Origin of the sequence: Yoonia litorea (assembly GCF_900114675.1) — a bacterium.
Taxonomy (GTDB): Bacteria; Pseudomonadota; Alphaproteobacteria; order Rhodobacterales; family Rhodobacteraceae; genus Yoonia; species Yoonia litorea.
Genome location: NZ_FOZM01000001.1, coordinates 147,415 through 173,131 on the forward strand (window position 1 = coordinate 147,415; position 25,717 = coordinate 173,131).

21 protein-coding genes are annotated in these 25,717 nt (G+C 57.3%); 12 read left to right on the forward strand and 9 right to left on the reverse strand.

The window, feature by feature from the left end:
* Nucleotides 1-108 precede the first annotated feature (108 nt).
* Nucleotides 109-1,254 carry an efflux RND transporter periplasmic adaptor subunit gene (locus tag BM316_RS00820; RefSeq protein WP_090202759.1) on the forward strand — a complete coding sequence of 382 codons (1,146 nt, stop codon included), beginning with the start codon at nucleotides 109-111 and terminating at the stop codon, nucleotides 1,252-1,254.
* Nucleotides 1,251-4,370, forward strand: a complete 3,120-nt coding sequence (locus BM316_RS00825; protein ID WP_090202762.1) for an efflux RND transporter permease subunit — start codon at nucleotides 1,251-1,253, stop codon at nucleotides 4,368-4,370. Before BM316_RS00820 ends, BM316_RS00825 begins: the two co-directional genes overlap by 4 nt.
* A gap of 53 nt (nucleotides 4,371-4,423) precedes the next feature.
* Here BM316_RS00825 and katG read toward each other — a convergent pair whose 3' ends face one another.
* The gene (gene katG, locus BM316_RS00830) at nucleotides 4,424-6,637 is read right to left on the reverse strand and encodes a catalase/peroxidase HPI (RefSeq protein WP_090202764.1); all 2,214 of its coding nucleotides are present in this window, start codon (nucleotides 6,635-6,637) and stop codon (nucleotides 4,424-4,426) included.
* Between the two features lie 128 nt (nucleotides 6,638-6,765).
* Between katG and BM316_RS00835 the strand changes: the two genes are divergently transcribed.
* Entirely contained in the window at nucleotides 6,766-7,671 is a 906-nt protein-coding gene (locus BM316_RS00835) for a hydrogen peroxide-inducible genes activator (protein ID WP_090202767.1), read from the forward strand.
* Here the strand turns inward: BM316_RS00835 and BM316_RS00840 are convergent.
* Complete coding sequence (locus BM316_RS00840; RefSeq protein WP_090202770.1) at nucleotides 7,668-8,543, reverse strand: LysR family transcriptional regulator; 876 nt, start codon at nucleotides 8,541-8,543, stop codon at nucleotides 7,668-7,670. The genes BM316_RS00835 and BM316_RS00840 overlap by 4 nt on opposite strands.
* A gap of 103 nt (nucleotides 8,544-8,646) precedes the next feature.
* Here BM316_RS00840 and BM316_RS00845 point away from each other — a divergent pair, with 103 nt between their 5' ends.
* From BM316_RS00845 to BM316_RS00885, 8 genes are all read left to right on the forward strand, one after another.
* On the forward strand, nucleotides 8,647-10,236 hold the full coding sequence (locus BM316_RS00845; RefSeq protein ID WP_090202773.1) for a proton-conducting transporter transmembrane domain-containing protein: 1,590 nt from the start codon (nucleotides 8,647-8,649) through the stop codon (nucleotides 10,234-10,236).
* Nucleotides 10,233-12,647: a YbcC family protein gene (locus BM316_RS00850; RefSeq protein ID WP_090202776.1), complete on the forward strand. Its 2,415-nt coding sequence runs from the start codon at nucleotides 10,233-10,235 to the stop codon at nucleotides 12,645-12,647. The genes BM316_RS00845 and BM316_RS00850 overlap by 4 nt, the downstream gene beginning before the upstream one ends.
* Nucleotides 12,648-12,757: 110 nt before the next feature.
* The gene (locus BM316_RS00855; RefSeq protein WP_090202780.1) at nucleotides 12,758-14,875 is read left to right on the forward strand and encodes a tetratricopeptide repeat protein; all 2,118 of its coding nucleotides are present in this window, start codon (nucleotides 12,758-12,760) and stop codon (nucleotides 14,873-14,875) included.
* A gap of 185 nt (nucleotides 14,876-15,060) precedes the next feature.
* Nucleotides 15,061-16,236, forward strand: a complete 1,176-nt coding sequence (locus BM316_RS00860) for a tyrosine-type recombinase/integrase (protein WP_090202782.1) — start codon at nucleotides 15,061-15,063, stop codon at nucleotides 16,234-16,236.
* Nucleotides 16,233-16,964 carry a hypothetical protein gene (locus BM316_RS00865; protein WP_131802527.1) on the forward strand — a complete coding sequence of 244 codons (732 nt, stop codon included), beginning with the start codon at nucleotides 16,233-16,235 and terminating at the stop codon, nucleotides 16,962-16,964. The genes BM316_RS00860 and BM316_RS00865 overlap by 4 nt, the downstream gene beginning before the upstream one ends.
* 71 nt (nucleotides 16,965-17,035) lie before the next feature.
* Nucleotides 17,036-17,314, forward strand: a complete 279-nt coding sequence (locus BM316_RS00870; protein WP_165606512.1) for a helix-turn-helix transcriptional regulator — start codon at nucleotides 17,036-17,038, stop codon at nucleotides 17,312-17,314.
* A gap of 148 nt (nucleotides 17,315-17,462) precedes the next feature.
* Nucleotides 17,463-18,581, forward strand: coding sequence for an AAA family ATPase (locus BM316_RS00875; RefSeq protein ID WP_090202790.1), 1,119 nt, complete (start codon nucleotides 17,463-17,465; stop codon nucleotides 18,579-18,581).
* 580 nt (nucleotides 18,582-19,161) lie between these two features.
* Nucleotides 19,162-19,638: a hypothetical protein gene (locus BM316_RS00885; protein WP_131802528.1), complete on the forward strand. Its 477-nt coding sequence runs from the start codon at nucleotides 19,162-19,164 to the stop codon at nucleotides 19,636-19,638.
* A gap of 188 nt (nucleotides 19,639-19,826) precedes the next feature.
* Here the strand turns inward: BM316_RS00885 and BM316_RS00890 are convergent, their stop codons facing one another.
* From BM316_RS00890 to BM316_RS00915, 6 genes are read right to left on the reverse strand one after another with little or no spacing between them, the layout of a single operon-like run.
* On the reverse strand, nucleotides 19,827-20,543 hold the full coding sequence (locus BM316_RS00890) for an SDR family NAD(P)-dependent oxidoreductase (RefSeq protein WP_090202799.1): 717 nt from the start codon (nucleotides 20,541-20,543) through the stop codon (nucleotides 19,827-19,829).
* A 10-nt stretch (nucleotides 20,544-20,553) separates the two neighbouring features.
* Nucleotides 20,554-21,000 (reverse strand): DMT family transporter, encoded by a 447-nt coding sequence (locus BM316_RS00895; protein WP_090202802.1) that lies wholly within the window; start codon nucleotides 20,998-21,000, stop codon nucleotides 20,554-20,556.
* Between the two features lie 29 nt (nucleotides 21,001-21,029).
* Nucleotides 21,030-21,815: an alpha/beta fold hydrolase gene (locus BM316_RS00900; protein WP_090202805.1), complete on the reverse strand. Its 786-nt coding sequence runs from the start codon at nucleotides 21,813-21,815 to the stop codon at nucleotides 21,030-21,032.
* A 23-nt stretch (nucleotides 21,816-21,838) separates the two neighbouring features.
* Nucleotides 21,839-22,552, reverse strand: a complete 714-nt coding sequence (locus BM316_RS00905) for a type 1 glutamine amidotransferase domain-containing protein (RefSeq protein ID WP_090207311.1) — start codon at nucleotides 22,550-22,552, stop codon at nucleotides 21,839-21,841.
* A gap of 19 nt (nucleotides 22,553-22,571) precedes the next feature.
* The gene (locus BM316_RS00910; protein WP_090202808.1) at nucleotides 22,572-23,192 is read right to left on the reverse strand and encodes a glutathione S-transferase family protein; all 621 of its coding nucleotides are present in this window, start codon (nucleotides 23,190-23,192) and stop codon (nucleotides 22,572-22,574) included.
* Nucleotides 23,192-23,806 carry an NADPH-dependent F420 reductase gene (locus BM316_RS00915; RefSeq protein WP_165606513.1) on the reverse strand — a complete coding sequence of 205 codons (615 nt, stop codon included), beginning with the start codon at nucleotides 23,804-23,806 and terminating at the stop codon, nucleotides 23,192-23,194. Before BM316_RS00915 ends, BM316_RS00910 begins: the two co-directional genes overlap by 1 nt.
* Before the next feature lie 72 nt (nucleotides 23,807-23,878).
* On the opposite strand from BM316_RS00915, the gene BM316_RS00920 reads away from it, so the two are divergent.
* A complete protein-coding gene (locus tag BM316_RS00920) occupies nucleotides 23,879-24,787 on the forward strand; it encodes a LysR family transcriptional regulator (protein WP_090202810.1) in 909 nt (302 codons plus the stop codon).
* Between the two features lie 379 nt (nucleotides 24,788-25,166).
* Here BM316_RS00920 and BM316_RS00925 read toward each other — a convergent pair whose 3' ends face one another.
* A complete protein-coding gene (locus tag BM316_RS00925) occupies nucleotides 25,167-25,673 on the reverse strand; it encodes a P-loop nucleotide/nucleoside kinase family protein (RefSeq protein WP_090202812.1) in 507 nt (168 codons plus the stop codon).
* Nucleotides 25,674-25,717 lie beyond the last annotated feature (44 nt).

Below are 25,717 nucleotides of genomic sequence, written 5' to 3' on the forward strand. Positions count from 1 at the left end.
CTACCGTCAAAAAACGTGCCAATTCTCTAGTAAATGGCGCCAGCGAGGCATAGTTACCCGCTAACAGCGACAGTTTTGTCGATGATTTGCATTTTAAGGACCAGTATTATGAGCGGCGAGACGACCCCTGATTTGACAGGAAAGCTTTCATTTGACAGTGACCGCGGCGCCGGCCGGTCAAAGTGGATCGCCGCACTGCTTGTGCTTCTTCTTATCGGGTGGATGGGCAGTGGCTTCGTTGCACCAACCGCTGAAGAAGCTTCATCTGAACCGGACCCGATCACAGCAGACGCGATCAGCGTTGCAGTTACACCCTCACAGGCGCAGGACGTTCAGCTGGTGCTGAGTGCCGAAGGTCAATCAGAGCCTGACAGGCTCGCGCGTGTTCAGTCAGAGGCTGCGGGGCAAGTGGTGTCCGTCAATGCGTCGCGCGGTGATTTCGTCGAGGCAGGCCAGGAACTCGGTCGGATCGCCTCTGACACGTTTGCCGCACAGGTGACACAAGCAAGCACCCAGCTTGAACAGGCACGTCGCGACTTGGAAAACGCCTTGGCGTTGCAGGAGCGGGGCGTCGCGACAGAAGATCGCGTTTCGCGCGCACGTGCAGGCGAGGCCGCTGCTCAGGCCGCATTGACCGCCGCGCAAGAACAGCTTGAGAACGCCATCATTCGCGCACCTTTCGCCGGTCGTCTCAATGATCTTACCTTGGATGAAGGTGAGTTTGTCGACGCTGGAGATATCGTGGCCGAAGTACTCGACAACGATCCTTTGACAGTGGTCATTCAGGTGCCACAGCAGGCTCTGTCGCGGATCGAGACCGGACAAGCAGCACAGGTCCAGTTCATCACCGGCGAGGAGCGCGTCGGACAAGTCAGCTTCATCGGCGGCAATGCTGATCAGCAGACCCGGACATTCCGCGTCGAAGTGACCGTCGACAATCCGCAAAGCCGCATGCCTGCGGGTTTGAGCGCGCGTGTGATCCTGCCGACGGGCGAGGCACGTGGGCACTTCATTTCGCCAGCAATCCTGTCCCTTGGTACCAATGGCGAGTTAGGCGTCAAAACTGTGGATGCCGACAATCGTGTTGTGTTCTCCGATGTGGCGATTGTCAGGGCGCAGACAGATGGTATCTGGATCACTGGTCTGCCCGAGACGGCCGATATTATTACCGTCGGTCAGGGCTTCGTCAGCGCGGGCGATCGAGTGAATCCGCAATACGCAGGCAGTGATATGACCGCAGAGGCCGGCCAATGAATACGCTGATCGATGCCGCATTCAATCGCAGTAAGGTGGCGCAGCTGCTTTTTGTGTTCCTGCTTGCCGTGGGGTCGGTCGCCTACATGGCAATCCCCAAGGAGAGCAACCCCGAGATCCCAATACCTGTGGCTTATGTTTCGGCTTCGGTCGATGGCATTTCTCCGCAGGACGCCGAAGATGTGCTTGGCAAGCCGATGGAGGCTGAATTTGCCTCTCTCACCGGATTGAGAGAGATGAAAACGACGGCCAGCGAAGGGCGCGCGAGCGTGCAACTCGAATTTGAGCCGGGATTTGATGCAGATACCGCCTTGGACGATGTTCGCGAAGCCGCAGACAAGGTTGAAGGCGAACTGCCATCTGACGCGACGGTCATTGTGACAGAGATCAATACAGCGCTGTTCCCGATCCTGACAGCCATTCTCTCGGGCCCCGTTCCTGAGCGCACACTTAATGCGCTGGCAGAAGACCTGCAGGATGATATTGAATCGCTCGGCGGTGTCCTTGAGGTCGATGTCGGTGGCAAGCGGACTGAATTGCTTGAGGTTCTGATCGATCCGACAGTGTTCGAAACCTACAACATTACCTTCGACGAGCTGATCAACTCCATTACAGCCAACAACCAATTGATCGCCGCCGGTGCAATCGAAAGCGAGGCAGGTCGCGTCGTTCTCAAAGTGCCAGGCCTGATTGAAGACCTCGAAGATGTCATGGAGCTACCGGTCCTGGTGCGCGGCCAAACCGTCGTCACCTTTGCGGATGTGGCCACGATCCGGCGGACTTTTGTCGATCCCACGGGATTTGCACGTATTGATGGCCAGCCCGCGCTAGCCCTCGAAATCAAGAAGCGTGTCGGGGCCAACATCATCGAGACTGTTGAAGAGGTTCGCGCTGTTATCGAAACGGCCCAGCAGGAATGGCCGGAGAGCGTGCAAATCCGCTATACGCTTGATGAAAGCGAAACCGTCAAATCAATGCTGTCCGATCTTGAGGCCAATGTAATCGCGGCGATTATCCTGGTGATGATTGTTGTGGTCTATGCCCTCGGTCTGCGGTCATCATTGCTCGTGGGTCTGGCGATCCCGGGTGCTTTCCTGACAGGTGTCGCCGGTCTTTATTTCATGGGCTACACGATGAATATCGTGGTCCTGTTCTCGCTCATTCTGGTCGTTGGGATGCTGGTCGATGGTGCGATTGTCACTGTCGAGTTGGCCGACCGCTATCTGCATGAAGGCAAATCCCCGAAAGAGGCTTATGCTGCTGCGGCAAAGCGCATGTCCTGGCCGATCATTGCGTCGACCGCCACCACGTTGTGCGTCTTCTTTCCGCTGCTGTTCTGGTCGGGTGTCGTCGGCGAGTTTATGAAATTCCTGCCGATCACAGTGATATTCACCCTTGCGGCCTCCCTCTTTATGGCGCTGGTCTTCATTCCCGTCGTGGGCGGTCTGATCGGCAAGCGTCAGGCTCAGTCCGCAAAGGCAAAGGCGCAACTCTATGCCGCCGAAAAGGGCGACCCGCGCAAGATGACCGGGTTCATGGGTGCCTACGTGCGTGTGCTGGAATGGTCGATCCTGAGGCCCTGGACAACACTGTCACTGGCCGTCGCTGCCTTGGTGGGATCGTTTGTCGCCTACGGCAATCTTGGCAACGGATTGACGTTCTTTCCGGAAGTCGAGCCGGACTATGCGCAGGTGGAAGTGCGCGCGAAAGACAACTTCTCGGTTTATGAACAGGATGCACTCGTCCGCCAGGTCGAGGAACGGCTTGCCGCATATGACGAGATCGCGAGCATTTACGCCCGTACCGGTGGATCAAACGAAAGCGGTGACGTGATCGGTGCGCTGCAACTTGAGCTGACTGAGTGGGACACACGCCGTCCGGTGGTCGAGATCGCGGAAGATATCCGCGCTGATATGGCGCTCATCCCCGGCATCGATGTTCAAGTTCAGACCTCGCAAGGCGGGCCGGGTGGCGGCAAACCCATCAACCTTGATGTGTTGGGAAACAACCCAGCCGAACAGACCGCAGCGGTCGAAGCAATTCTGTCCGAGATGGAGCGGATCGGTGGCTTTATCGATGTTGTCGACACGCGGCCCAATCCTGGTGTGGAATGGCAAATCACAGTTGACCGATCAGAGGCAGCGCGCAGCGGTGCAAATGTCGCCCTTCTCGGGCAAGCGGTGCAATTGCTGACAAACGGCATCACAGTTGCCGATTACCGGCCTGATGATGGTGACGGTGAGGTCGATATCGTCGTGCGTTTCCCCGCAGGCGACAGAACACTGGCCGAGTTGGAAAGCCTGCGCGTGCCGACCAGCAGCGGCCTTGTCCCTATCTCGAACTTTGTTTCGTTCAATCCCGCACCGCGTAGCGGCATCATCACGCGGATTGACCAGCAGCGAGCGATTACAATCTCCGCAGACGTCGCCCCTGATGTGCTTGCCAATGACCAGACGATCGCCTTGCAAGCAGCAATTGATGCATTGGACCTCCCTGCCAGCATCGAAGTTGCTTTTGGCGGCGAAGCTGAGGATCAGGCAGACGCGATGATCTTCCTTGTCGGCGCGTTCATATCCGCAATCGGTCTGATGTTCCTCATCCTGCTGACACAGTTCAACAGCTTCTGGCAGGCCGGTATCGTGATGTCGGCAATCATCTTCTCAATCGCAGGGGTGCTATTGGGTCTTATGATTACTGGGCGACCGTTCGGCGTTGTCATGGGCGGTATCGGGGTCATCGCTCTTGCCGGCATTGTCGTGAACAATAATATCGTCCTGATTGACACGTTTAACGAGATGAAGGGCAGGGGGCTGTCATCGTTGGAAGCCGCTCTGCGCACAGGAGCATTGCGCTTCCGTCCGGTTGTCCTGACATCGGTGACGACCGCTCTTGGGCTGATGCCGATGGTGATCGGGCTCAATATTGACTTCTTCGAACGGACAATCGTCTACGGTGCGCCATCGACACAGTGGTGGACGGAGCTTTCAAGCGCGATTGCCGGTGGCCTCATTTTCGCGACAGTCCTGACGCTTCTGGTGACACCTGCAATGCTGATGCTTGGCGAAAAACGTGCAAAGCGTTTCAGCGGTGCGCCTGCACTGGCACCTGCCGAATAAAAAACGCACCCCTCGCCTGAGGGGTGCGCCAATGATCGTCTTGTGATCCGAACCTACTTGAGATCGAACCGGTCGAGTTCCATGACCTTTGTCCAGGCGGCGATGAAGTCACTGACAAACTTCTCTTGACCGTCCTGCTGTGCATAGACTTCTGTCAATGCGCGCAGCTGCGAGTTTGATCCGAAGATCAGATCAACGCGGGTGCCGGTCCAGCGGACATCACCGGTGGCGCGATCGCGGGCTTCAAAGACGTTTGCATCATCAGTCGGTTTCCATTCGACACTCATATCGACGAGGCCGAGGAAGAAGTCATTTTTCAAAGCCTCTCCCGTGTCGCCGAATACACCGTGTGCACTCCCACCCGTGTTTGCACCCAATGCGCGCAGGCCACCGACCAGAACTGTCATCTCAGGCGCCGACAGGGTCAGCAACTGTGCACGATCGACCAGAAGCGCTTCTGCGGGGACAGAGAACTCTTTCTTGAGGTAGTTGCGGAAACCGTCAGCTTCCGGCTCAAGAGGTTCAAAGCTTTCCGCGTCGGTCTGCTCCTCAGTCGCATCTGTTCGGCCCGGCGTGAAATGCACCGGTTCGTCAAACCCGGCGTTCTTTGCGGCTTTCTCAACCGCTGCCGAACCGCCAAGTACGATAAGGTCGGCCAAAGAGACTTTCTTGTTACCACTTTGTGCAGCATTGAAGTCCGACTGGATACCTTCAAGGGTGCTCAGAACCTTGGCGAGGGTATCCGGCTCGTTGACGGGCCAGTCCTTCTGCGGGGCAAGGCGCACGCGAGCGCCATTGGCGCCGCCGCGCTTGTCAGACCCGCGGAACGTCGATGCCGAGGCCCACGCAGCCGAGACAAGCTCGGACAGCGACAATCCCGATCCGAGGATCTTGGCTTTCAGATCGTCGATGTCAGCGGGGTCCACCAACTCGTGGTCGACTGCTGGAATTGGGTCCTGCCACAACAGATCTTCTTCAGGCACCTCGTTCCCGAGGTACAGCGCCTTTGGCCCCATGTCGCGGTGCGTGAGTTTGAACCAGGCGCGTGCATAGGCATCGGCAAACTCTTCGGGGTTCTCATGGAAGTGGCGCGAAATCTTCTCATAAGTAGGGTCTAGTTTCATCGCCATGTCGGCTGTGGACATGATGATCGGCACTTTCTTGGAGGGGTCCTCTGGGTCCGGTGCCATATCCTCTTCTTTGAGGTCCTTTGGCGTCCACTGATGCGCTCCGGCTGGGCTCTTGGTCAGGACCCAGTCATATTTGAACAGCACATCGAAATAGCCCATGTCCCATTGGGTCGGGTTTGGTGTCCAGGCACCTTCAAGACCGGACGTGATGGCATCGCGGCCTTTGCCGGACTTGTGTGTCGACATCCAGCCAAAGCCCATGTTTTCCATGGGTGCACCTTCCGGCTCAGGGCCAACATGTTCGACCGGACCTGCACCATGTGTCTTGCCAAATGTGTGACCACCGGCAGTGAGTGCGACTGTCTCATAGTCGTTCATCGCCATGCGCGCGAAAGTTTCGCGGATATCATGCGCCGAGGCCAGCGGATCGGGATTGCCATCCGGACCTTCGGGGTTCACATAAATCAGTCCCATCTGGACTGCGGCCAGAGGATCTTCGAGTTCGCGGTCGTTCGAATAACGCGCCTGCTCATGTTCAGAGGTCGCAAGCCATTCATCTTCACGGCCCCAGTAGACGTCCTCTTCCGGTTCCCACATATCGGCGCGACCACCGGCAAAACCGAACATCTTTAGTCCCATCGACTCCATCGCGACGTTGCCACAAAGGACGAAAAGGTCGGCCCATGAAATCTGGTTGCCATACTTTTGTTTGATTGGCCAAAGCAGACGGCGGGCCTTGTCGAGGTTGCCGTTATCCGGCCAGCTGTTGAGTGGAGCAAAACGCTGTTGTCCGCCACCTGCACCACCGCGTCCGTCGGCCGTGCGATACGTGCCAGCAGCATGCCAGGCCAGACGAATGAACAGGCCGCCATAGTGACCGTAGTCCGCTGGCCACCAGTGCTGGCTGTCAGTCATCAATGCGTGCAGGTCTTTTTTCAAAGCCTGAAGATCGAGCTTCTTGAATTCCTCTGCATAATTGAAGTCTGGCCCCATCGGATTGGACGCTGATGAATGCTGGTGAAGGATTTTCAGGTTCAATTGGTTTGGCCACCAATCATCATTGGTACGAAGCCGTTGTGTGCCGTTGACACCCTCACCGTGCATCACAGGACATTTCCCAGTGTTCGATCCGTCCATTACTCTCTCCGATGTTGAATTTTTCTTGTGAACTTAAAATGGCGTCCTTCGCCAATTTGGAAAGGTTCTAACATTGCATTTCGATTGGTTTAAGTTGCTTTTTTTGATTGCAGTAATAACCTTTGCTTATGGCAAACTTCACATTACGGCAGTTGAGATACTTTGAAGCGTTAAGCCGCTTCCGGCACTTCGGTCATGCCGCTGATGCTTGCGCGATATCGCAACCGGCATTGTCAGTGCAGATCAAGGAGTTGGAGCAAAGTCTGGGTGTCGCCTTGTTCGAGCGTAGTGCAAGATCGTTGCGGCTGACCTCTTTCGGCGAAACATGGCTGGAACGCGTACGAGAAATCCTCAGGAACGTCGATGAATTAAGTGAATTGGCGCGCGCGGCGCAAAGTGGCTTTGCCGGTCGGCTCAGGCTTGGCGTCATTCCGACCATTGCGCCGTACCTGTTGCCGTCTTTGATCGGCGCATTGCGTAACAGTCACCCGCAAGTCTCGCTTGATGTCCGGGAAACGCTGACAGAACGATTGATCGAGGAACTGACTGATGGTCGCATTGATGCAGCGATTGTTGCCCTGCCGATCGATGTTGCCATGATTGCCGAAATGCCTCTGTTTGTGGAAAAGCTCATGCTGGTTCGTCATGTCAAAGAGCGTCAGAAGCCGGTGCCGACCCCTGAAAATCTGCACGAAATGCGCCTGCTCATGCTTGAACAGGGGCACTGCTTTCGCGATCAGGCTTTTGCATTTTGCAACCTCAAAACTTCGGCACGGCGCGATGGTCTTGATGGAAGTTCGCTCTCGACCCTTGTGCAGATGGTCGGGGCGGGGATTGGTGTGACCTTGATCCCTGAAATGGCCGTCACTGTCGAAACGCGCAACGCACCTGTTACGGCTGGCCGGTTTCCCGAACCACAGCCCGAGCGGACGGTAGGACTGATCTGGCGACGAACCAACCCTCTTGCAGATCAGTTTCGCGAGCTTGGCAAAGAAATCATGGCCGTCGCAGGCGCCATGGACAAGCCATCCTAGAGGTGATGCTCAAGCAGCGGGGCAAGGAGCGGGTTTGGGAATTTTCGCGCGATTGTCACCGCATGAAAGCTCTCGACAATTCCCATCTCATGGTTGGCCTCGACCAGAACACCGTTACGCAGTTCGTCCTGAACGGCGATTGGTGGCAAGACCGCCAGACCGACACCTTCTCGCGCCAGCAGACGCATCATAGCGATGTCATCCACCTCGGCAGCGAGGTTGGGGATGATGTCGAAGCGACTGCAAAGCCGGTCAAAGCCGATACGAACAGGGCTGTCTTGCGTCGGAACCACGATTGCCTGCTCTGACAGAAGGTCCTCAAGCGAAGCGGTCGCGGGCAATAGATCAGGCTTGCCAATCAGGCTGACGGCCTGATCCGATATCGCATGCGTCGTGAATGTCGAAAGCGCGTCGTGAGACGGGACCACATTGGTCAGAACGACATCAAGTCCCAGCGTTTCAAGGCCCTGCAAAAGCTCTGGCAAGGTCCCGGATCTCAGGACAAGTTCCAATTCGTGGTTGCCAAGCAATGGCCGCAAGAACTCCAGCTGGAAGTTCCGCGAGAGTGTCGCCAAGGCACCGACACGCAAGACCTGCTTGACGCGACCCTCTTGTCGCAGCGTTCCCAGCAAGTCTTTGCCCGCCTCAAATATGGTGTCAGCATAGTCCAATGCGATCCGGCCAGCTTCTGTCAGTACTAGCTGTCTGCCGCGTCGCTCAAACAAGGCATGGCCCAGACGCTCTTCAAGCTTGCGGATTTGAACAGACAAGGCCGATTGGGACAAGTTCATCCGCTGAGCGGTCCGCGTGAGGTTGCCGTCATGGGCCACGGCCCAAAAATAGCGGAGATGATTGTAATTCATTTCAGGCATATCGTTCTTATAAATCGAACGAAACGTAGCAAACAATGAAATTTTTATTAGGCGGGTCGCGCGCTATTTGGTCGCACAGGACAATTTGCGCTGGAGATGCCCGATGTTTGTGAACGCACTGCCCCTCTTGGCCCCACTACTGCTTTTGGCTGCGGCTTTCGCGCCGCGGTATCTTGATGACGTGACCCCGCAAAAGAATGCGTGGCTGGCAGAGATGGCATCACTCGGTGCTGTTCTGGTTGCAGTTGGCTCAGCCTTCGTGCTCGCTCTTGGCGGCGCGGGCGACAGCTTTCTCTTCGGGCTATTCGGTGTGGGGCTGTCTGTCAGGCTCGATATCGTCAGTGTAGTCATGTTGTTGCTGGTGTCATTTATCGGGTGGGTCGTTGTACGCTATTCGCGCACTTACCTTGATGGCGAAGCCCGCCATGATGAGTTCACATTTTGGCTTCTGGTAACACTTGCGACCGTGCTGACCCTTGTTCAGTCCGGAAACGTCGTGCAATTCGTGGCGGCTTGGGTCGCGACAAGCATGTTCCTTCACAAACTGCTGGTGTTCTACCCTGAACGGCAGGCAGCCCAACGTGCAGCACGCAAGAAATATGTTATGGCACGCGTTGGTGATATTTCGCTCGTGAGCGCGGCGGCCTTGCTGATCATCGCCTATGGCACAACACAGATCTCTGAAATTCTTGCTGAGGCCAGCCTTGGTATGGGCGGTGCGGCGGCAATCGGCGCTGCTGCCCTGATCGCCCTCTCGGCAATTTTGAAGTCCGCACAGTTTCCGACCCATGGATGGCTCACAGAAGTTATGGAGGCACCAACACCTGTTTCAGCCTTGCTGCATGCCGGTGTCGTGAATGCTGGTGGTTTTGCGCTGATCCGTTTTGCCGATCTGATGCTTTTGTCGCCACTGACACTTGCGGCTCTGGTGATGGTCGGAGGGTTCACCGCGCTTTTCGGTGGACTGGTGATGCTGACCCAACCGACAGTCAAGGCGTCACTGGCATGGTCAACGATCGCACAGATGGGCTTTATGATCTTGCAGTGCGGTCTGGCGCTCTTTCCACTGGCGCTGCTGCATATCGTGGCGCACTCGCTTTACAAGGCACATGCCTTTTTGTCGGCAGGCGGCGCGGTGGAGCGCATCGTTGCAATCCGCAAGCCAGGTCCGGTTGCTGTTCCTGATCTCGGCGCGGTTCTGCGGGCGTTCCTTGTTGCCATCGGTATCTACGGCGTTGTTTACGCAATTCTCGGTGTCGGCTTTGATTTTGGCGGGAAGTCCCCGCAAGCGGTGGCACTGGGCGCGATCCTGATCTTCGGCGTGGCGTATCTGTTGGCACAGGGCTTTGCAGACGAGGCACCAAAGGCGTTGACGCAACGCACGGCTACCTACGCCGCTGCTGTGACCCTGAGCTATCTGCTGCTGCAACGTGCGTCCGAATGGCTCACGTCGGGTACCTTGCCGGCAACACCGGCGGCTGGCCCGCTTGAATGGTCGCTTATTATTCTTGCCCTGATCAGCTTCGGCCTTGTCGCTGTCGCCCAGGCAACGCTGCCACTGTGGTCTTATCACCCGGCGGCACAAGGATTGCGCGTCCATCTTTCAAACGGACTTTACATCAACGCGATTTCAGACCGCATTCTGGGCGGCTGGGACCGGACAACATCTTCTGACAAAGGAGCCGCGAAATGACTGCGCATACGTTTTCTGGATACTCCGGCCAGCAACTTGAACTGATTGCCAAAGCTGAACTGGCAGGTCTTGCCATCCCACCTCTCTGGCCGCTGTCCTCCTCAGTTGCTGTAAACCCATTCCTTGGGCAAACACAGCAAAGCCTGCCACAGGTCGCGGCTTTGCTGGAGCGCGTTGCTGGCATGTCGGTGACGATGCCGCGACAGTGGTATCAAAAAAAGATCAACGATGGCGCGATCATCGATGCCGACCTCTCTGCTGCGCTGGCGCAATATCCCAACGCAGCCGAGAACATCGCAGCGCTGAAGACGGCAGCTGCCGATCAGACAAATACAGTGTCTGCATTGCCAACAGTGGCTCATCTTGCAGCGGACGTCTCAGGCATTGACTGGCCGGGGATCATCACCGAGCGGTTCGGCACGTGGGCAGCGGGGTATTTCGATGCCGGTCAGGCGCTTTGGCAGCTCAAGCCGGGTCGGGACGCATTTACGGCATGGCGTGATTTTGCCACCCGTGATCTGACGCCAGAGATTGCCGGTCTTGCCGGTTTTGGCGGTCTGGTTGCGGCCACGCCAACGCAGACGCGCTTGGCGCTCGTCACGGCAGCAGAGAAGCTCGAAATCTCGATGGAAGGTGCGGAAACCTATTGCCACCAGCTCTTGCTCGGGCTTGGCGGATGGTCACAAGTTGGCCGTTATCGGTTGTGGCAAGCCGAGCTCGCAGGCGGTACCGACACGACCACCATGGATCTTCTGACCATCCGAATGATCTGGGAACAGGCGTTGTTCGATCAGTACAAAGACCAGATTGCCGACAAGTGGGCTGAAATAGGCCAGCGGCACGAGGCCCCAGTTGCTGCAAGCGCGGACCAGATGATTGATGTCGCCCTGCAGACAGCGGCCGAAATCGGTGCGCAGCGCGTCTTGGCCGAAGCACTGTCTGCACCTGCCGCCGAAGCCATTGAGGGCCGGCCCGCGTTGCAGGCAGCCTTCTGTATCGACGTTCGCTCGGAGGTTTTCCGCCGCGCACTTGAATCGGTTGATCCGAAAATTCAGACGAAGGGCTTTGCGGGTTTCTTTGGACTTACAGCGGCGCACAAAGGTTTCGCCTCTGACGTGGAAGAGAAGCGTTTGCCCGTTCTGCTCAACCACGGCGTCACGAGCCACGCAACAGCCGATCAGGACGCAGAGGCAGATCAGACCGCACGCTTTGCTGCGCGCGCGCAAAGGGCGTGGGGCCGGTTCAAGCTTGCTGCCGTGTCCTCATTCGCCTTTGTCGAGGCGACAGGGCCTGTGTATCTGGGCAAGTTGTTGAAAGATGCCCTCGGCAAGGATCACGCGAAGGCACCGGATAAGCAAAAACCGGTCCTTGATGAAAACTTCGATCTTGAGGTGCGCATCGGCGCGGCAACCTCGATCCTCAAGGCAATGTCATTGACCAAAGACTTCGCTCCCTTGGTCTTGCTTTTTGGCCATGGCGCAAACGTTGTGAACAACCCGCATGCAAGCGCGCTGCACTGTGGAGCATGTGGTGGCTACAGCGGAGAGGTCAATGCGCGTTTGTTGGCCGACATTCTGAACGACAAACAGGTGCGCGAAGGTGTCGGCAAGAATGGTATCTCTATCCCTGATGACACGCTTTTCGTCGGTGGCTTGCACGATACAACCACAGACGCCGTCACGATTTACGAGGATGATTTCCCCGGGCACGGTCACGCGTCGCACTTGAAAGCGGCGCGGGAATGGCTTGTTGCAGCGGGCAAGCTGGCGCGGACAGAGCGGGCCTTGCGGTTGCCACGGGCTGCCAACGAAGAAGACGTGGCACAGCGCAGCACAGACTGGGCGGAAACCCGACCTGAGTGGGCCTTGGCCGGGTGTCAGGCCTTCATTGCCGCTCCACGCTCCCGCACGAAGGGTAAGGGTCTTGCTGGTCGCGCCTTCCTGCACGACTATGATTGGGAGGCCGATGAGGGTTTCGGTGTGCTGGAGCTCATCCTGACCGCCCCTGTTGTCGTCGCAAGCTGGATCAGCCTGCAATACTATGGCTCTGTTGTTGCGCCTGACGTGTTCGGTGCAGGCAACAAGCTTTTGCACAATGTGACCGGCGGTATAGGCGTGGTCGAGGGCAACGGTGGTGCGCTCCGCGGTGGTCTGCCATGGCAGTCCGTGCATGATGGTGAGAACTACAGCCATGATCCGCTGCGTCTTTCGGTTTGCGTTGAAGCGCCGGCCGAAGCGATCACGGATATTCTGCGCAAACATCCACAGGTGCGTGCGCTGTTTGACAACCAATGGCTGCACCTCTTCACCTTGGATGCCGAAGGGCACCTGTCGCAAAGATACAGTGGTGACCTTGAGTGGTCGGACTACGAAAACGTCAGTTTTGAAAATGAGGCCGTAATCGCCGCATAAAGATGGATCGGCGCCCCGATGGGCGCCGATTGCTTTTGGGTCGCGCCGCAGCCGAACAGGGCTTATCACTGCGTCAGAGCGTTTGATGAACTGCGCGAAAGGCGAACCTGATGAAGAAAACCGGCAAGGGTGGACCTGTACGGCCTGTGTTCCCGACAGCAGGCGCTGCGCCTCGCGCGCAAAATCCGATGAACGCGCTGATTGCGCTTTATCAGCAAGGTAAATTTGCTGAGGTGATTGCGCAGGCTGCACCACTTGCCAAAGCAAATCCGCAGGTCTTTGCCTTGTGGAACCTTCTCGGCGCGTCCTATGCGCAATCGGGCAAAATGGATCAGGCCAAAGCGGCATTTACCCGCGCTGCAAAACTCAAACCTGATCATCCTGACCCTCACAACAACCTTGGGAACGTGCTGCGCGCCTCTGGGGATACCGCCCAAGCCATCGCGAGCTACAAGAAGGCGCTGGCGTGTGACGCCAAATACGCCCAAGCACACAATAATCTCGGGGCAATCTATCTCGATCAGGGTAAGGTCACGCAGGCTGAAGAACACCTCAAGACAGCTTTAAAGTTGGTGCCGACCTATGCTGAGGCGCATAATAATCTTGGCAATCTATCTTACCGGAACGGTGATCATCAAAGGGCGAGTGAAGCCTATTTGGCGGCGACGAAACACAATCCAAAGTTTGCCGAAGCGCATTTCAACATTGGTGTCCTTGCCCAAGCGCAGGGTACCTTTGACAAGGCTGAGAGAGCCTACCTGACCGCTCTGCAAATCCGACCAACCCACGCCGACGCCATGCGCAACCTTGGTGTCGTACTTCAAAAGCGCGGCGATCTGGCGAAAGCCATCGCAGCGACGCGTCGCGCAACAGAGCTTGCACCGAAGGACACTGAGAGCCACATCAACTTGGGGCTCTTTCATGGTGAGAATAACGCATATCGAGAGGCGCTCGACAGTTTTGAAACAGCGCTTCGCCTCAGTCCGTCGTCGATGCGTGCGCGCCTTGGCAAAGCAGATGTGCTGCTTGAGATGAACCGTCTGACCGCCGCACATGACGTGCTTGCCGATGCGCACAACGCTCAGCCAGAGGCGATTGAACCCGTCGCCAATCTCGGGCTCGTCTTGCAAAGACTGGGGCGACATGAAGAAGCGGCCAGGCTTTATGAGGACGCAATCAACAGGCATCCCGATGCCTCGGCTCTCAGGGTCAACCTTGGCCTGATTTACGAAGATCTGAACCAGTGGCAAAAAGCCTCAGAGATGTTTGCAGAGGCACTGAGTGTTGAGCCTTCGAACAATACCGCTGCGAGGATGCTCGCCAAGCTGCCAAAGGCACTGGTTGATGACACCCGACTTGATCAACTTGACACTTTCCACCGCGATCACATTGAAACGATTGCCCGCGACAGCAGCCGTCTGTTTTTCGAGGCTGATCTGGACCGCCTGAGAGGGAACATTGACGACGCCTTCTCCAAGATCGAACAGGCCAACGCGGCACGGCTCGACCAAAACGATAACGGCGATGGCGACGACGCCTCTGATTTGACCGGGGTGCGTGACCGTCTCCGGTCATGGACACCAGTCACCGCCACTGTCGAACCGGCGGTAAAGCCGGTTTTCATTCTGGGGCCCTCGCGCTCAGGAAAGTCTGTTCTGGAGTATCTGTTGGCCCAAAGCGGCAACGTAAATCCACTCTATGAGCCTATTCGGACGATGCCCCAGGCTGAAAGGGAAGCCTCCTTCGATAGTATGTTCTACGCGTCTGAGGACACACTTCGCGCGCATGGTGTCGAACTGGCGACGTCAACGAATCCTCACGTCCTGGCGCATATCACTGCAGTGGCCGATGCCTTTCCGGCAGCCGCCTTTGTTTTCGTCAAGCGCAATCCTCTTGATCTTGGTGCAGATATTTTTGCGACAGAGTACGGACGCGGCAATACCTATGCCTACGACCCTGCGAAACTCGTCAGCTATCTCAATTTATACAATGAGATTGCCGAAGCGTTTCTTGCAAAGGCAGGCGCGCGCGCGATGGCCGTTTCTTATGACGACATCCTAAACCACCCCGAAAAGGTTATCTTGAAAATCGGTGACCATGTCGGGATGCCAATCGCGGCCAAAGCCACAGTGCCAGAAACCTTGCCGGCCAAAAGCGTCTATCGCGAAGCATTCAAGGCAGTGCTTGAAAGAGAAGGTCTCGAAAGGCCTCACGAAATCCGCGAATAATAGGGAATTTGGTGGAGCCTAGGTCTATCCAACTATCGTCGCACGCTGTCTCAGTAAATCTCATATTGTCCTTGTATTGTTGATAGTTATGTATTCAATTCGTATCAACTAGTTTCACAACGTCCGCCCTAATCCCATGACATTTGGCGGGACAAATGGTGGGACAATTTCGAGGGGCAGCACTCATGAGCAAGCTGACTGTCAGATCCGTGGCCGCCAAGAACGAGCCGGGGATGTATGGCGATGGGGGAGGGCTCTATCTCCGAGTCGGGCCGACCGGCTCGAAGTCGTGGATCCTTCGCACAATGGTCCACAAGAAGCGACGAGAGCTTGGCCTTGGGTCTGTTGAGCTGGTTTCACTTGCGGAGGCGCGTGAGGCAGCCCAAGCCTACCGAAAGGTCGCAAGATCAGGTGGTGATCCTGAAACACTTCGAAAGCGGGAGAGCCTGACTTTCGCGGAGGCAGCAAAGAAGGTTCACGCTCAGCTCCTTCCGACATGGAAGAACAAGAAGCACGCGGACACCTGGCTTGCATCGGTTGAAAACCACACCCAAGCATTCGCACACAACCCCCTTCATACGGTCACCAGTGCCGATATCATGCGTGCGTTGGAGCCGATCTGGACCAAGACACCAGAGACAGCCAGAAGGCTACGTCAGCGCCTCTCAACGATCTTCGATTGGGCAAAGGGCAAGGGGCTCTATCCTCACGAAAACCCCGTCAACGGCCTGAAAAAGGCTCTGGTCAACAATCGTAAGGCGCCCAAGCACATGCCAGCGATGGAATGGCGCGATCTGCCAGATTTTATGTCCGAGCTTGCCGACCGAGACGGGATTTCCGCCCGCTGCCTTGAATTCATCATCCTGACTACCGCTCGATCAGGCGATGCCCGCGGTGCACGTTGGTCAGAGATCGACATCAAGCAAGCAATATGGACCATCCCTGGCGATCGGATGAAGAGGGATGTCGAGCATCGGGTCCCACTGTGCAAGCAGGCTCTAGCCATTCTCGAGAAGGTCCGTGGCTTGGACGCTGAATTCGTTTTTCCGAGCGTCCAGCGCGACAAGCAGGGTCGAGCCAAGGAGCAATCGAACATGGTTTTCAGTGCACTCTTGAAGCGTATGGGTAAGAGCGGATTCACGGTGCATGGGTTTCGGTCGACGTTTCGGGATTGGGCAAGTGAGAGCGCCCGTGCCGATCGAGAGGTGGCGGAGGCAGCCCTAAGCCATGCCACTGGCAACGCCGCGGAGCGGGCCTACGCACGATCTGATCTATTTGAGCGGCGCAGGGAATTGATGGACGCATGGGGGCGCTATGCGCTGGGGCAACAGGGTAGTGTCGTTCAGATGGTGAGAGCGTGACGGACGAGCTAGCGGAAGGCCTGAGCGAAATTGGCTGGGCTCGGGTCCAATCCCAGTTTCCACGTGTAGCCTGCCGACTGATTGATGCTGTCTCTCCTGACGAAATGATCAGATATCGAACTCCCGCTCAGGCAAGGAAGCAACTCAAAAAATTGCAATCGTTCTGGGGCAGGCTTGTTGCGGTCTGTGAAGATTTGAGTGAGCTGAGAGAGCCTGAATACAAAACCGTCAATCATTGGTCTGCGAGCAGCACTGAGCTAGATAACGGCGCCGCGCCTGACAGAATTGCTACGCTGATTCAGTCTGCGGCTCAAATGGAGCCCGGGTTGTCCATGTTGATAGACGAACTTGAAGATCGAGCTGCCAAGGGAACTGGGAAGCGTCCGCGCAACGAGCTTGCTTTTGAAGTCGCCGACGCTTTGATGGATGTGTATCTGGTCGGAAAAGGTAGCCTGCCAACCTATGGCCGTCAGTCAAACGAAAAGAAAGTAAGCGGTGAATACTGCCTTTTGCTGGAACTCCTGTTTGCTCGCATGGAACTCAAGGTAGACGATGTCGTCAACGTAGCTGAGACTTTGATCAAGCCCCTCAAGGACAATCCCGAGATGACCAAAGCGAGGCTGGACCGCATCCATAAGGAACAGAATGCTTTGGTCCAGCGGCAGCGCAATGGCAGGATGTCACTCCCCGACCACTTCAATATAGAAAAAGCGAAGCAGGGAATCTGAATACTCCATTTGGACGTCACGGGGCGCAGCAAGACAATATGGCGCCATCTTCAACCAATGGATGGTCCAAAATGAGAAATCAAACAGAAGAGAAGCTGCTTTCTGTGGCTCAAGTCGCAGAGATCCTTGGCCTAGGAGTTTCCACGATCTGGCGGCAAGTGAAGCTCGGAAACATACCTGAGCCGGGACACATCGGCCGCTCGGCACGTTGGCGCAAGTCCGACATCGACAACCTTGTGCGAGATTTGGGCAAGAATGGTGGCGACGTCCAAGACCCCGATCCAGATGCCGGACTCAGAGCCGAAGCTGACATTGCGCACGGATTGGCAGAGGACGGCTACCCCGCTTGAACCATGACCCAGAAATCAGGAACCCCGGCACCGTTGGAGCGGCGACCGGGGCTAAATTGGGGCTTTCCATCTTCCTCCCCATAGTAGCACCTCTGCCGCCCCAAGCAAAGTCCGGGACCCCATCAAACGACTTGTGGAGGCTTGAAGGATGAATGTTCCAACGATCAGTCCGGAAGACGGATTCATTGCCGCTTCCCAGTTTGTGCTGAGCCCCCCAAAGCCGCGTGAATGGCTGGTTGGGGATCTGATACCAGCGGGAACTGTAACCCTCTTGGGGGGCGATGGTGGAACAGGCAAAAGCCTGCTGGCCCTTCAACTCGCCGTTTCGGTCGTCACGGGTGAGCCTTGGCTTGGGCAATCTGTTCGAACCGGCAGTGCTTTGTTTATCAGCGCAGAGGATGATGTCGAAGAGCTTCACAGGCGTACCGCCACCATTTCGCGAGCGCTCGGGGGCGCGACTCAGGGAGATATGGAGCGGCTACTGGTTATGAGCAGAGCGGGTATGGATGCCCTTCTCGCAGAGATGAACCAGTCGAAGGGTGCTTTGACGCCTACATCACTCTTTCAATCGATCGAGGATCAGGCAAAGGTTACGAGGCCGAATGTGATCGTGCTTGATACGTTTGCAGATATCTTCCCGGGCAACGAAAACGACACGTCCGAGGTGCGGCAATTCATCGGCTTGTTGCGAGGCTTGGCGATCCGGTGCCAATGCGCGGTTATCATGCTCGCTCATCCGTCATTGACCGGCATGAATTCCGGCAGCGGCACCAGCGGTTCGACCGGTTGGAATAACTCAGTGCGGAGCCGCCTCTACCTCGAACGTGTCATACAAGATGGCTATGAGGCCAACCCTGATGCCCGCGTCCTACGCACAATGAAGTCGAACTACGGGCGGACGGGCGGCGAGATTGCACTGACATGGCTGGACGGCGTATTCGTGGCCGATGCTCCAGACATCGGGCTAGATCGCGTTGCTCTAAGCGTAAGGGCGGAGCGTGTCTTTCTAAGATTGCTTGATGAATTCACGGCACAAGGTCGAACCGTGAAATCCGCCAATGCGACGGGATACGCGCTTAAAGCCTTCGTTTCTACTGGTCGCGCAGATCGCCTGACGAAAAAGCAACTTCACGAGGCAATGGAGAGGCTATTCGCAAACGGAGAAATCAAAGAGATTCTAGGAGGTGATGGGCCGCCTTCCAAGCAAACCAAGCGAATTGTCAGGGCTTCCGGAACTGGTGCGCAGCCCTGCGAAACCTATGCGTAACCCTCTGCTGAACGTGGGTGCTGAAGCTATGCAGAACCCCTACAGACCTCTTCGAAACCCCTGTGCTTCCAAACCCCCTATACCCCTACAGGGTTTGACCCTGCCCCATGGGGGGCTTGGGCCACCCTATGAAAGAGATAGAGGAACCACTCCAAACCTTTCGCTTGTCGAGACTCGTGCGCGCAAAACTCCACCAGTCTGCCCACTTCATTCTCTCGATTGCCAAGAAAACAAGGGAGCTCGACCAGAAAAAGGCGTTCAAACGCTGTCTACTCAGCAGGGCATACGAGACCCCAATCGCACCCTGATAGCCTTGGCCAAGCCTCAGAGCCTCTCTGTGGGGGCTTGCGGTGCCATAGGTGGGCGCTCGGCAGTCTTAGCAGGGAATGCGATGCAGCAGCCCACAGGAGAGGCTCTGGCTCGCAGGTTGGAACAACAACTAGGAGAACCAGCATGACTTTTTTCTTGAACGAGCCAGCCCCCACGCAGCCGATTCCCGGGCAGGCCTCTCCCATTTCGGAGATCGCCGGATGATAGAACTGTGCGAACGCGGTCCAGCGTGAATGGAAAGGAACAGCGTATGACTTTAACGCTTGAAGTTAAGAAACCACGGATCAGCAAGAAGCTACGGCAGGCGATCGAGATCCGCGTGCGCAAGGGCGCCACAATCTTGGCGGCTTGTGAGGAGGCAGGTCTTTCCCCTGCTGGCTGGTACAAGGCTATGCAACGACCGGCCGTTGTAGATCTGCTGCAGGAAGTCCAGAACCGCTTTGTAAGTGAAGTCAGCGCCGGGAGTGCTCATAGGAAGGCCCGAGCCCTCAAAGTGGCTGAGGACCTGATGCACAACGCTAGGTCGGAGAACGTCAGAGCTCGAATGGCGGAGTTCTTGGCAGGTGACGGAAAGTCGCCGCAAGTGGCAGTCCATGTCGACGCCCGCAGCACCTCAAGAGGCTATGAGATGGTCCGCCCGGGGCAGCGAGTTGTCGAGATGAGAGATAGCTCCGGCAATTCGGTTTCCGAGATTGTCGATCAGCAAACCGAAGATCTCAACAGATAACGGCCCAAACCTGCCGTTCTCCGACCAGTCAAGATGCTGCATCTGCAGCCCGAATTCCGGCTATTCGCTACAAGTGCAAAGTCGAACCGATGCCGAGTTCACACATTGCGGGACAAAAGAGAAATTCGCGGCGCTTGCTCCAATGTCTGCCTACGGATCTTGCACTGGCGATTTCACGTTACTTCTGGCTACCAAGGATGGATCGATCCATCAGTGTTCAGGAAATGACCATTAGCAGCGGACAGTTTTCCATCCCTCCACAATGCCAGCACAGCCTTGGCGACGTCCTCGGGCGTCCGGTCTGCCTTGGACCCGCCCATATCCGTTTGCATCCAGCCGGGGTTCAGGGCGACAGCCGATCGGCCGCTCCCGGACCATTCGCAGGCCAGCGCACGTGTCATCATATTCAGCAACGCCTTCGATCCGGCATAGCCGTAATGACTGCCGCTTGTCTTGCCGCCGATTGAGCCGAGCCAGGACGAAATGTTTAGGACCACGGCGTCTTCGGCTAGGACCGGCAGCAACCTGGACACAAGCTCGGTCGGGGCCAGAGCATTGATCCACATGCTCTCGGCAACGTTTGCGGCCAAAAAGTTGTCGATTGCGAAGGTAGATCGAAAATAGTCGGGATCGTCCTTGCGGACTTTTGGGTTGAATCCCGCGTTATTGACCAGAAGGTCGATCACCGGGTCCGCCGTGGTGATGGCCTCGGCGAAGGCCTCCAGGCTGGGCGGATCAGAAAGGTCGAGCGCATTGGCGTCGTCAATGATGGCGCGATCGAGGCTTTCCGGGCGGCGCGCCGTGCCAATGACGCGCCATCCCCCCTCGTGAAAGGCCGATGCGATGGCCATGCCGAGGCCTCGGTTGGCTCCTGTAACAAGGACAGTCTTGGTGGGATCGGACATGGCGTGCCTGCTAGAACGATTTGATTGTGATGACGCCTGCGATCATCAGCGCAAGTCCCGCGGCGCGGCCAAGTCCGAGCGTGTGTTGGGGATTGCCGAACGCGCCGAAATGATCGAGAGCCAGCGCCATGCAGAGCTGCCCCACAAGGATCAGACCGGTTGTCAGCCCTACGCCAAGGCGCGGCGTTATGATGACGATTGCAACGATATAGCAAGTCGCGATCAACCCACCGAGCCAGACGGTGCGCGGAGCTGCAACCAGTTCACCGAAGCTGGGCAATTGTGGGCGCATGACCGCAACAAGCACCAGAAGCACGACAGCGCCGACCAGAAATACAATGAGCGAGGCGGTGAAGGCATTCCGCGTGGCGCCCCCCAATTGGCCGTAAAAGACCAACTGCAGCGGAACCAGCGCTCCGGTGACAAGGGCTGCGAGCATGAGTGGCCATTGCGCCATGATTTATCCTCCGGGAGGAGGCAGGGGCGCTATGCGCCGCCTGCCAGTTCAATAATCGCGGCCACCAATGCATCCACTTGCGTGGTCTGTGGCGCGTGACCTGTGTCGATGTCGATGACGCGTTCAATTCCGGCACGTTCGATCATCCGCGTTTGGAGCGGCGTGGAGACGGCCTGATCCTGAAGTGTGCGAATGAACGCCCGCGGCACCGAGCCGAACGCCTCTTCTGTCAAGGACACAGGTGTGGCGATGGGCGCGAGCGGTTCGCGGATCAACCCCGCCACGATGGCGGCGCGTTGTTCCTCGGTGCCTTCATTGCCGAAGATCGCCGCTCGGTCCCGTTCCAGGATTTCGGCGTAGGAATAATCAGGCGCGATGACAAAGCTTTCCTCGGTAAAGCTGTTGTCGCCTTCGCTCAGTGCAAGCGTCTCCATGCTTTCGCCGTCTTCGGGGGCGTAGGCCGCGACGTAGATCAATTGCGCGACATCGTCAGGCGCGGCTTCGGCCACGGCAGAGATCGTCATGCCACCGAAGCTATGGCCGACCAGAACGACAGGCGCGCCCGCATTCGCCACAGCCTCCAGTGTCGCGGCCACGTGGTCGTCCAGCGAAACGGCTTTCGCGGCTTCGCCTACGGCATCACGATTGGGCAGGTTGACGAGGGTGAAGTCATGGCCCTGGGCTTCCAGCCCGGCCTCCACGCCTGCCCAATCGGCGGCGGATTGGAAGGCACCGTGGACGATGACGATGTTCTCGGCCGCAGCCGGGGCCGCGATCAATGCGGACACGACTGCGAGTGATTTGAGAGCGTTCATCCTGTTTCTCCTGTCTGTGGCGCTTACGATGCCAGCGCCGCGTTGACTTCACGGGCGGCTGCGGCGGCAGAGACTTGCTGCTGACCCGTCACCAAAAGACCGCCACGGATTGCAAACTCCTCCAACGGGCCACCGACTTCGAACGTGGTGTCCTCCAGCTTTCGCGCCTCGGTTTCGATCCAGAACGGCTGGATTTTCATGCCGACCGCATTTTCGGCGTACTCCTCTTCGGAGTTGGCAAAGCCGGTCCAGCGCTTGCCCTTCACCAAGAGTTCTCCGTCGGACAGCTTCGTTTTCAGAAGCACGCAGGTGCCGTGGCAGACGGCTGCCGTGACCTTGCTTGCCTCATAGAAGTCAGCGACGGCCTTATGGGTTTTCGCGTCGTCGACCATTGTCACCATCGGGCCCTGCCCACCGACAACGAAGATCGCATCAAAATCCGCGACGTTGAGGTCTGCGAGCGCGGGCGTGTCCGTCAGAAGCGCCATCTTTTCCGGGTCCTGCTTGAACGCGAGCGAGATCGTGTCCTCGACAGAATAGCCACTTTCCTCCTCGGGATCGGAATAGCCGTCTGCCTGGATCTCGCCGCCATCGGGCGAGGCGATGGTCACGTCATCTCCCGCCTCTTTGAACACCTCGTAGGCGTGACTCAACTCGGCCCACCAGAAGCCGATGGGCCACCCTGTGACAGGCGAGGTCGCAGGGCTGGAGGCGAGCATCAGAATACGTTTCGTCATTGTTTTTTCCTTTCGCGGATCAACCAATTTGGGGAGGAGTTGTGTCGGCCCAGGCCGGCAGTGCTTCGACGCTCTCGAGCCAGCGCGCGACGTTCGGAAAATCGGAAAGCGGGAAGCCTGCATTTGCGGCGTACGTAAAATCACCGGCAACGGCGAAATCGGCGACGGTCAGGCGATTGCCGACAAGGTAGCCCTTACCTTTGAGCGCTGCGTCAAACACCGCCAGCAACGCACGCAGCTTTTCCATGGCCGCGTCGCGCCTGGTCTCGTCCGCATGAATGCCGCGCACGCGCTTGAAGTAGTTTTCGACATGCAGCGGCACCACGACCGGCGAAAGTTCGACCGACTGCCACGTCATCCACTGCGTGATATGACCCCATTCCTGTGCCGACTGCCCGAGCAAATCGTTCTGCGATTGAGCAGCGAGATAGATGAGGACGGCATTTGCCTCCCAGACAGCATAGTCACCATCCTTGATGGCCGGCACCTGACCCATCGGGTTGATCGCCAAATAGGCGTCGGCCTTGTGGTCCTTGTCCTGCATGGAAAGCGCTTTTTCCTCGACCTCAATGCCCAGGTGGCGGGCCAGCGCGCGGGCCTTGCGTCCGTTGTGGGACATGGGCCAGTGGTAGAGTTCCATTACGATCCCTTTGATTTCATATGAGTAAGGGCAAAGCCGAAGGATCTTCCGAGCGGCGCTTTGGTGGCGGACCAGATCCAGATCATCGCCAGCGATTCCAGATGCCGCGCATTGGACAGGGGACCGCCATCGACGGGTTCAAAACCGGCGTCCCGGGCGAGCGTGAGTGCGATATCCTTTGCCGTAGCGTGATCACCAGCGGCAAACATCACCGGCGTGTTGGCTAGTTTGGCAGTGTTGTGCAAGAATTCTGCACCGATCTGGTTGAAGCATTTGACTACATGTGCGGTGGGCAAGCGAACTTGCAGCGCCTCAGCGGCCGAGTCCGGCCGGTCATGGACCAGATCAAGCATGCCATTGCGTATTCCGACGGGATTGGTCGCGTCGATCACAGGTTTGTTAGCAACATGATCCGCGATCGCTTCGCAGACGTCCTCCTCGGCACCCCAAGGCGTTGCAAGAAGAGTGACGTCTGACCACCTGGCGACGTCTCCAATTTCTGCCTCGGATAGGTTTGCGACCGACCGGACACCTAACCTAAACTCGTGGCTGTCTGCAAAAGCCTTCGCCAATGCCTGAGCGACGCGTCCTCGGCCGATTATTCCGATCTTCATGCAGCCGCTCCTTGCCTTGCTGTTGCTCAGGACATATGGGGCAGCAGGGTGTAACAAAACTGAAAACGCTTCATGACAGATTGTAACACCACTAAAATCAGACGTCTGGACCTCACTGTCCTTCTGATCTTTCTGGCACTCATGCGCACCCGAAAGGCGTCGGACGTAGCTGGAGAATTGGGGCTTACAAATTCCTCGATCAGCCATACGCTGCGGCGACTGCGCGAAGTGTTCGAGGATGAGCTGTTCCTGCGCCGCCCGCAAGGGTTGGAACCAACGGCCTTTGCCGTTCAGATCGAGCCCAGCATTCGAGAGGCTGTCGATGCCATTCAATCAGCCTTGTCGGGTCCCAGTCTATTTGAGCCCGCATCGGCAGAGATCACACTGCGTTTATCTGCGTCGGACCGCGAGATCGCCACGCTCCTGCCAAAGTTTATGGCGAATTTGCGTCAGGAAGCGCCGGGCATCCGCATCTCTGTGCGGTCGCTGACCAGAGCGGATAGCTTGCGCGGATTGGCGGACGGAACGCTCGACCTCGCGCTTGGGTACTTCGCGAATGCCAGCGACGAATATGATGCCCGGATCATCCGCAAGGAAGGCTATCTGGTCGCTGCACGGCAGGGACACGCCATCTTCGATGGGCCCCTGACGCCCGAAACCTATGCGGCCGCAGCGCATATACTCGTTTCGAGCGATGGGTCGATGAGCGGTATCGTCGACGCCACGCTTGAGCGCGAGGCGCTGAAACGGAGGGTTTGCCTTTCCATACCTTCGTTTTTGCCCGCGCTTTCCGTTCTGGCGAAGAGCGATTTCATCGGAACTTTGCCGGCGAACCTCGTGCGCCACCACGCCGGGTATTTCGGGCTACAGTTCTGCGAGCCCCCCATCGATATCCGTCCGTTTGATGTCTCAATTCTCAATCACAAAAGAAACAGCAAGAGCGCAGTGCATAGTTGGGTGATTGATCGGCTGGCAACATAGCTGGAAGCACAGCGTCGAACGCACCGAGGGCGACTTGCGACAAGCTCCCTGTTGGCCAGAAAAGGGTCCGGGTGACGCGCAACAGAAGCTGCACATCTTTTGCCGAATGGTCTCCGCCAATGAACCGGTTTATCGAGCGAGCTATGAGACGCTCTGCTTTTATGGTCGGAAGACGGTACACCAAGCGCATATCGGACGTTCGTGTGAAGTGCAGCATTGGTCAGGCTGGGCTCTTTCGAGACTTTGGTTGCGCGCTGATAGAAGGTCGGCTTTGGAAATTGCCTCGGTGACGATAGTTCTCGGTTATCGTTACCCTGAGCTGCGCAGCCCCTGATCGGGTAGGGCGGTAACGATAATGGAGCCCCTTATTGCTCTGCGATCAGCACCTCGCGAAACGAAACCGTTCTTGTCTTCCCGCAATCTCGGACGGGTCTATCGGCTCCCACATGTCCGAGGCCATCTCAAAGACTTCTGACGACACAAGCATTGCGAAGGTCTCGCCCTTCTCATTGTTCCGCCTTTCCACGCGCCTCCACCTCTCGTCGCGCGGCTCCTCAAGGACATGGACCAGAAAATCAAGGTTCTGGTCCTCCAAGCGGGAGAAGAGCGTGATCCGATCGTGCCTCCTGACCAACCCGAGCTCGGCGATGGCGTCTTGACCATGGTCGAGGGCACTCAGGGCCAGGTCCAGCATTTGACCGGTGCAGCGCGCCTTGCGCTCGGCGTACCACGCCCAGAGATCACGGTCGGGGCGATCCGGCTGGAATAGTTTTACCATCCAGGCGTCCAGGATGAGCGGTGGGGCTCCGAGGCTTTTGCCCAGACGGATGGCGTAGGTCGTCTTCCCCGCGCCAACCGGACCCTCAATCAGATGCAGCGTGGGCATGGAGCGGGTTGCTCGGTCGTGATTGGGCGCTGGTAGCGAGAATG

Bases quoted from the DNA above. Each gene is read 5' to 3' on its own strand.
- BM316_RS00820 (WP_090202759.1), top strand. From the start codon at position 109: ATGAGCGGCGAGACGACCCCTGATTTGACAGGAAAGCTTTCATTTGAC.
- BM316_RS00825 (WP_090202762.1), top strand. From the start codon at position 1,251: ATGAATACGCTGATCGATGCCGCATTCAATCGCAGTAAGGTGGCGCAG.
- katG (WP_090202764.1), bottom strand. From the start codon at position 6,637: ATGGACGGATCGAACACTGGGAAATGTCCTGTGATGCACGGTGAGGGT.
- BM316_RS00835 (WP_090202767.1), top strand. From the start codon at position 6,766: ATGGCAAACTTCACATTACGGCAGTTGAGATACTTTGAAGCGTTAAGC.
- BM316_RS00840 (WP_090202770.1), bottom strand. From the start codon at position 8,543: ATGCCTGAAATGAATTACAATCATCTCCGCTATTTTTGGGCCGTGGCC.
- BM316_RS00845 (WP_090202773.1), top strand. From the start codon at position 8,647: ATGTTTGTGAACGCACTGCCCCTCTTGGCCCCACTACTGCTTTTGGCT.
- BM316_RS00850 (WP_090202776.1), top strand. From the start codon at position 10,233: ATGACTGCGCATACGTTTTCTGGATACTCCGGCCAGCAACTTGAACTG.
- BM316_RS00855 (WP_090202780.1), top strand. From the start codon at position 12,758: ATGAAGAAAACCGGCAAGGGTGGACCTGTACGGCCTGTGTTCCCGACA.
- BM316_RS00860 (WP_090202782.1), top strand. From the start codon at position 15,061: ATGAGCAAGCTGACTGTCAGATCCGTGGCCGCCAAGAACGAGCCGGGG.
- BM316_RS00870 (WP_165606512.1), top strand. From the start codon at position 17,036: ATGAGAAATCAAACAGAAGAGAAGCTGCTTTCTGTGGCTCAAGTCGCA.
- BM316_RS00875 (WP_090202790.1), top strand. From the start codon at position 17,463: ATGAATGTTCCAACGATCAGTCCGGAAGACGGATTCATTGCCGCTTCC.
- BM316_RS00885 (WP_131802528.1), top strand. From the start codon at position 19,162: ATGACTTTAACGCTTGAAGTTAAGAAACCACGGATCAGCAAGAAGCTA.
- BM316_RS00890 (WP_090202799.1), bottom strand. From the start codon at position 20,543: ATGTCCGATCCCACCAAGACTGTCCTTGTTACAGGAGCCAACCGAGGC.
- BM316_RS00895 (WP_090202802.1), bottom strand. From the start codon at position 21,000: ATGGCGCAATGGCCACTCATGCTCGCAGCCCTTGTCACCGGAGCGCTG.
- BM316_RS00900 (WP_090202805.1), bottom strand. From the start codon at position 21,815: ATGAACGCTCTCAAATCACTCGCAGTCGTGTCCGCATTGATCGCGGCC.
- BM316_RS00905 (WP_090207311.1), bottom strand. From the start codon at position 22,552: ATGACGAAACGTATTCTGATGCTCGCCTCCAGCCCTGCGACCTCGCCT.
- BM316_RS00910 (WP_090202808.1), bottom strand. From the start codon at position 23,192: ATGGAACTCTACCACTGGCCCATGTCCCACAACGGACGCAAGGCCCGC.
- BM316_RS00915 (WP_165606513.1), bottom strand. From the start codon at position 23,806: ATGAAGATCGGAATAATCGGCCGAGGACGCGTCGCTCAGGCATTGGCG.
- BM316_RS00920 (WP_090202810.1), top strand. From the start codon at position 23,879: ATGACAGATTGTAACACCACTAAAATCAGACGTCTGGACCTCACTGTC.
- BM316_RS00925 (WP_090202812.1), bottom strand. From the start codon at position 25,673: ATGCCCACGCTGCATCTGATTGAGGGTCCGGTTGGCGCGGGGAAGACG.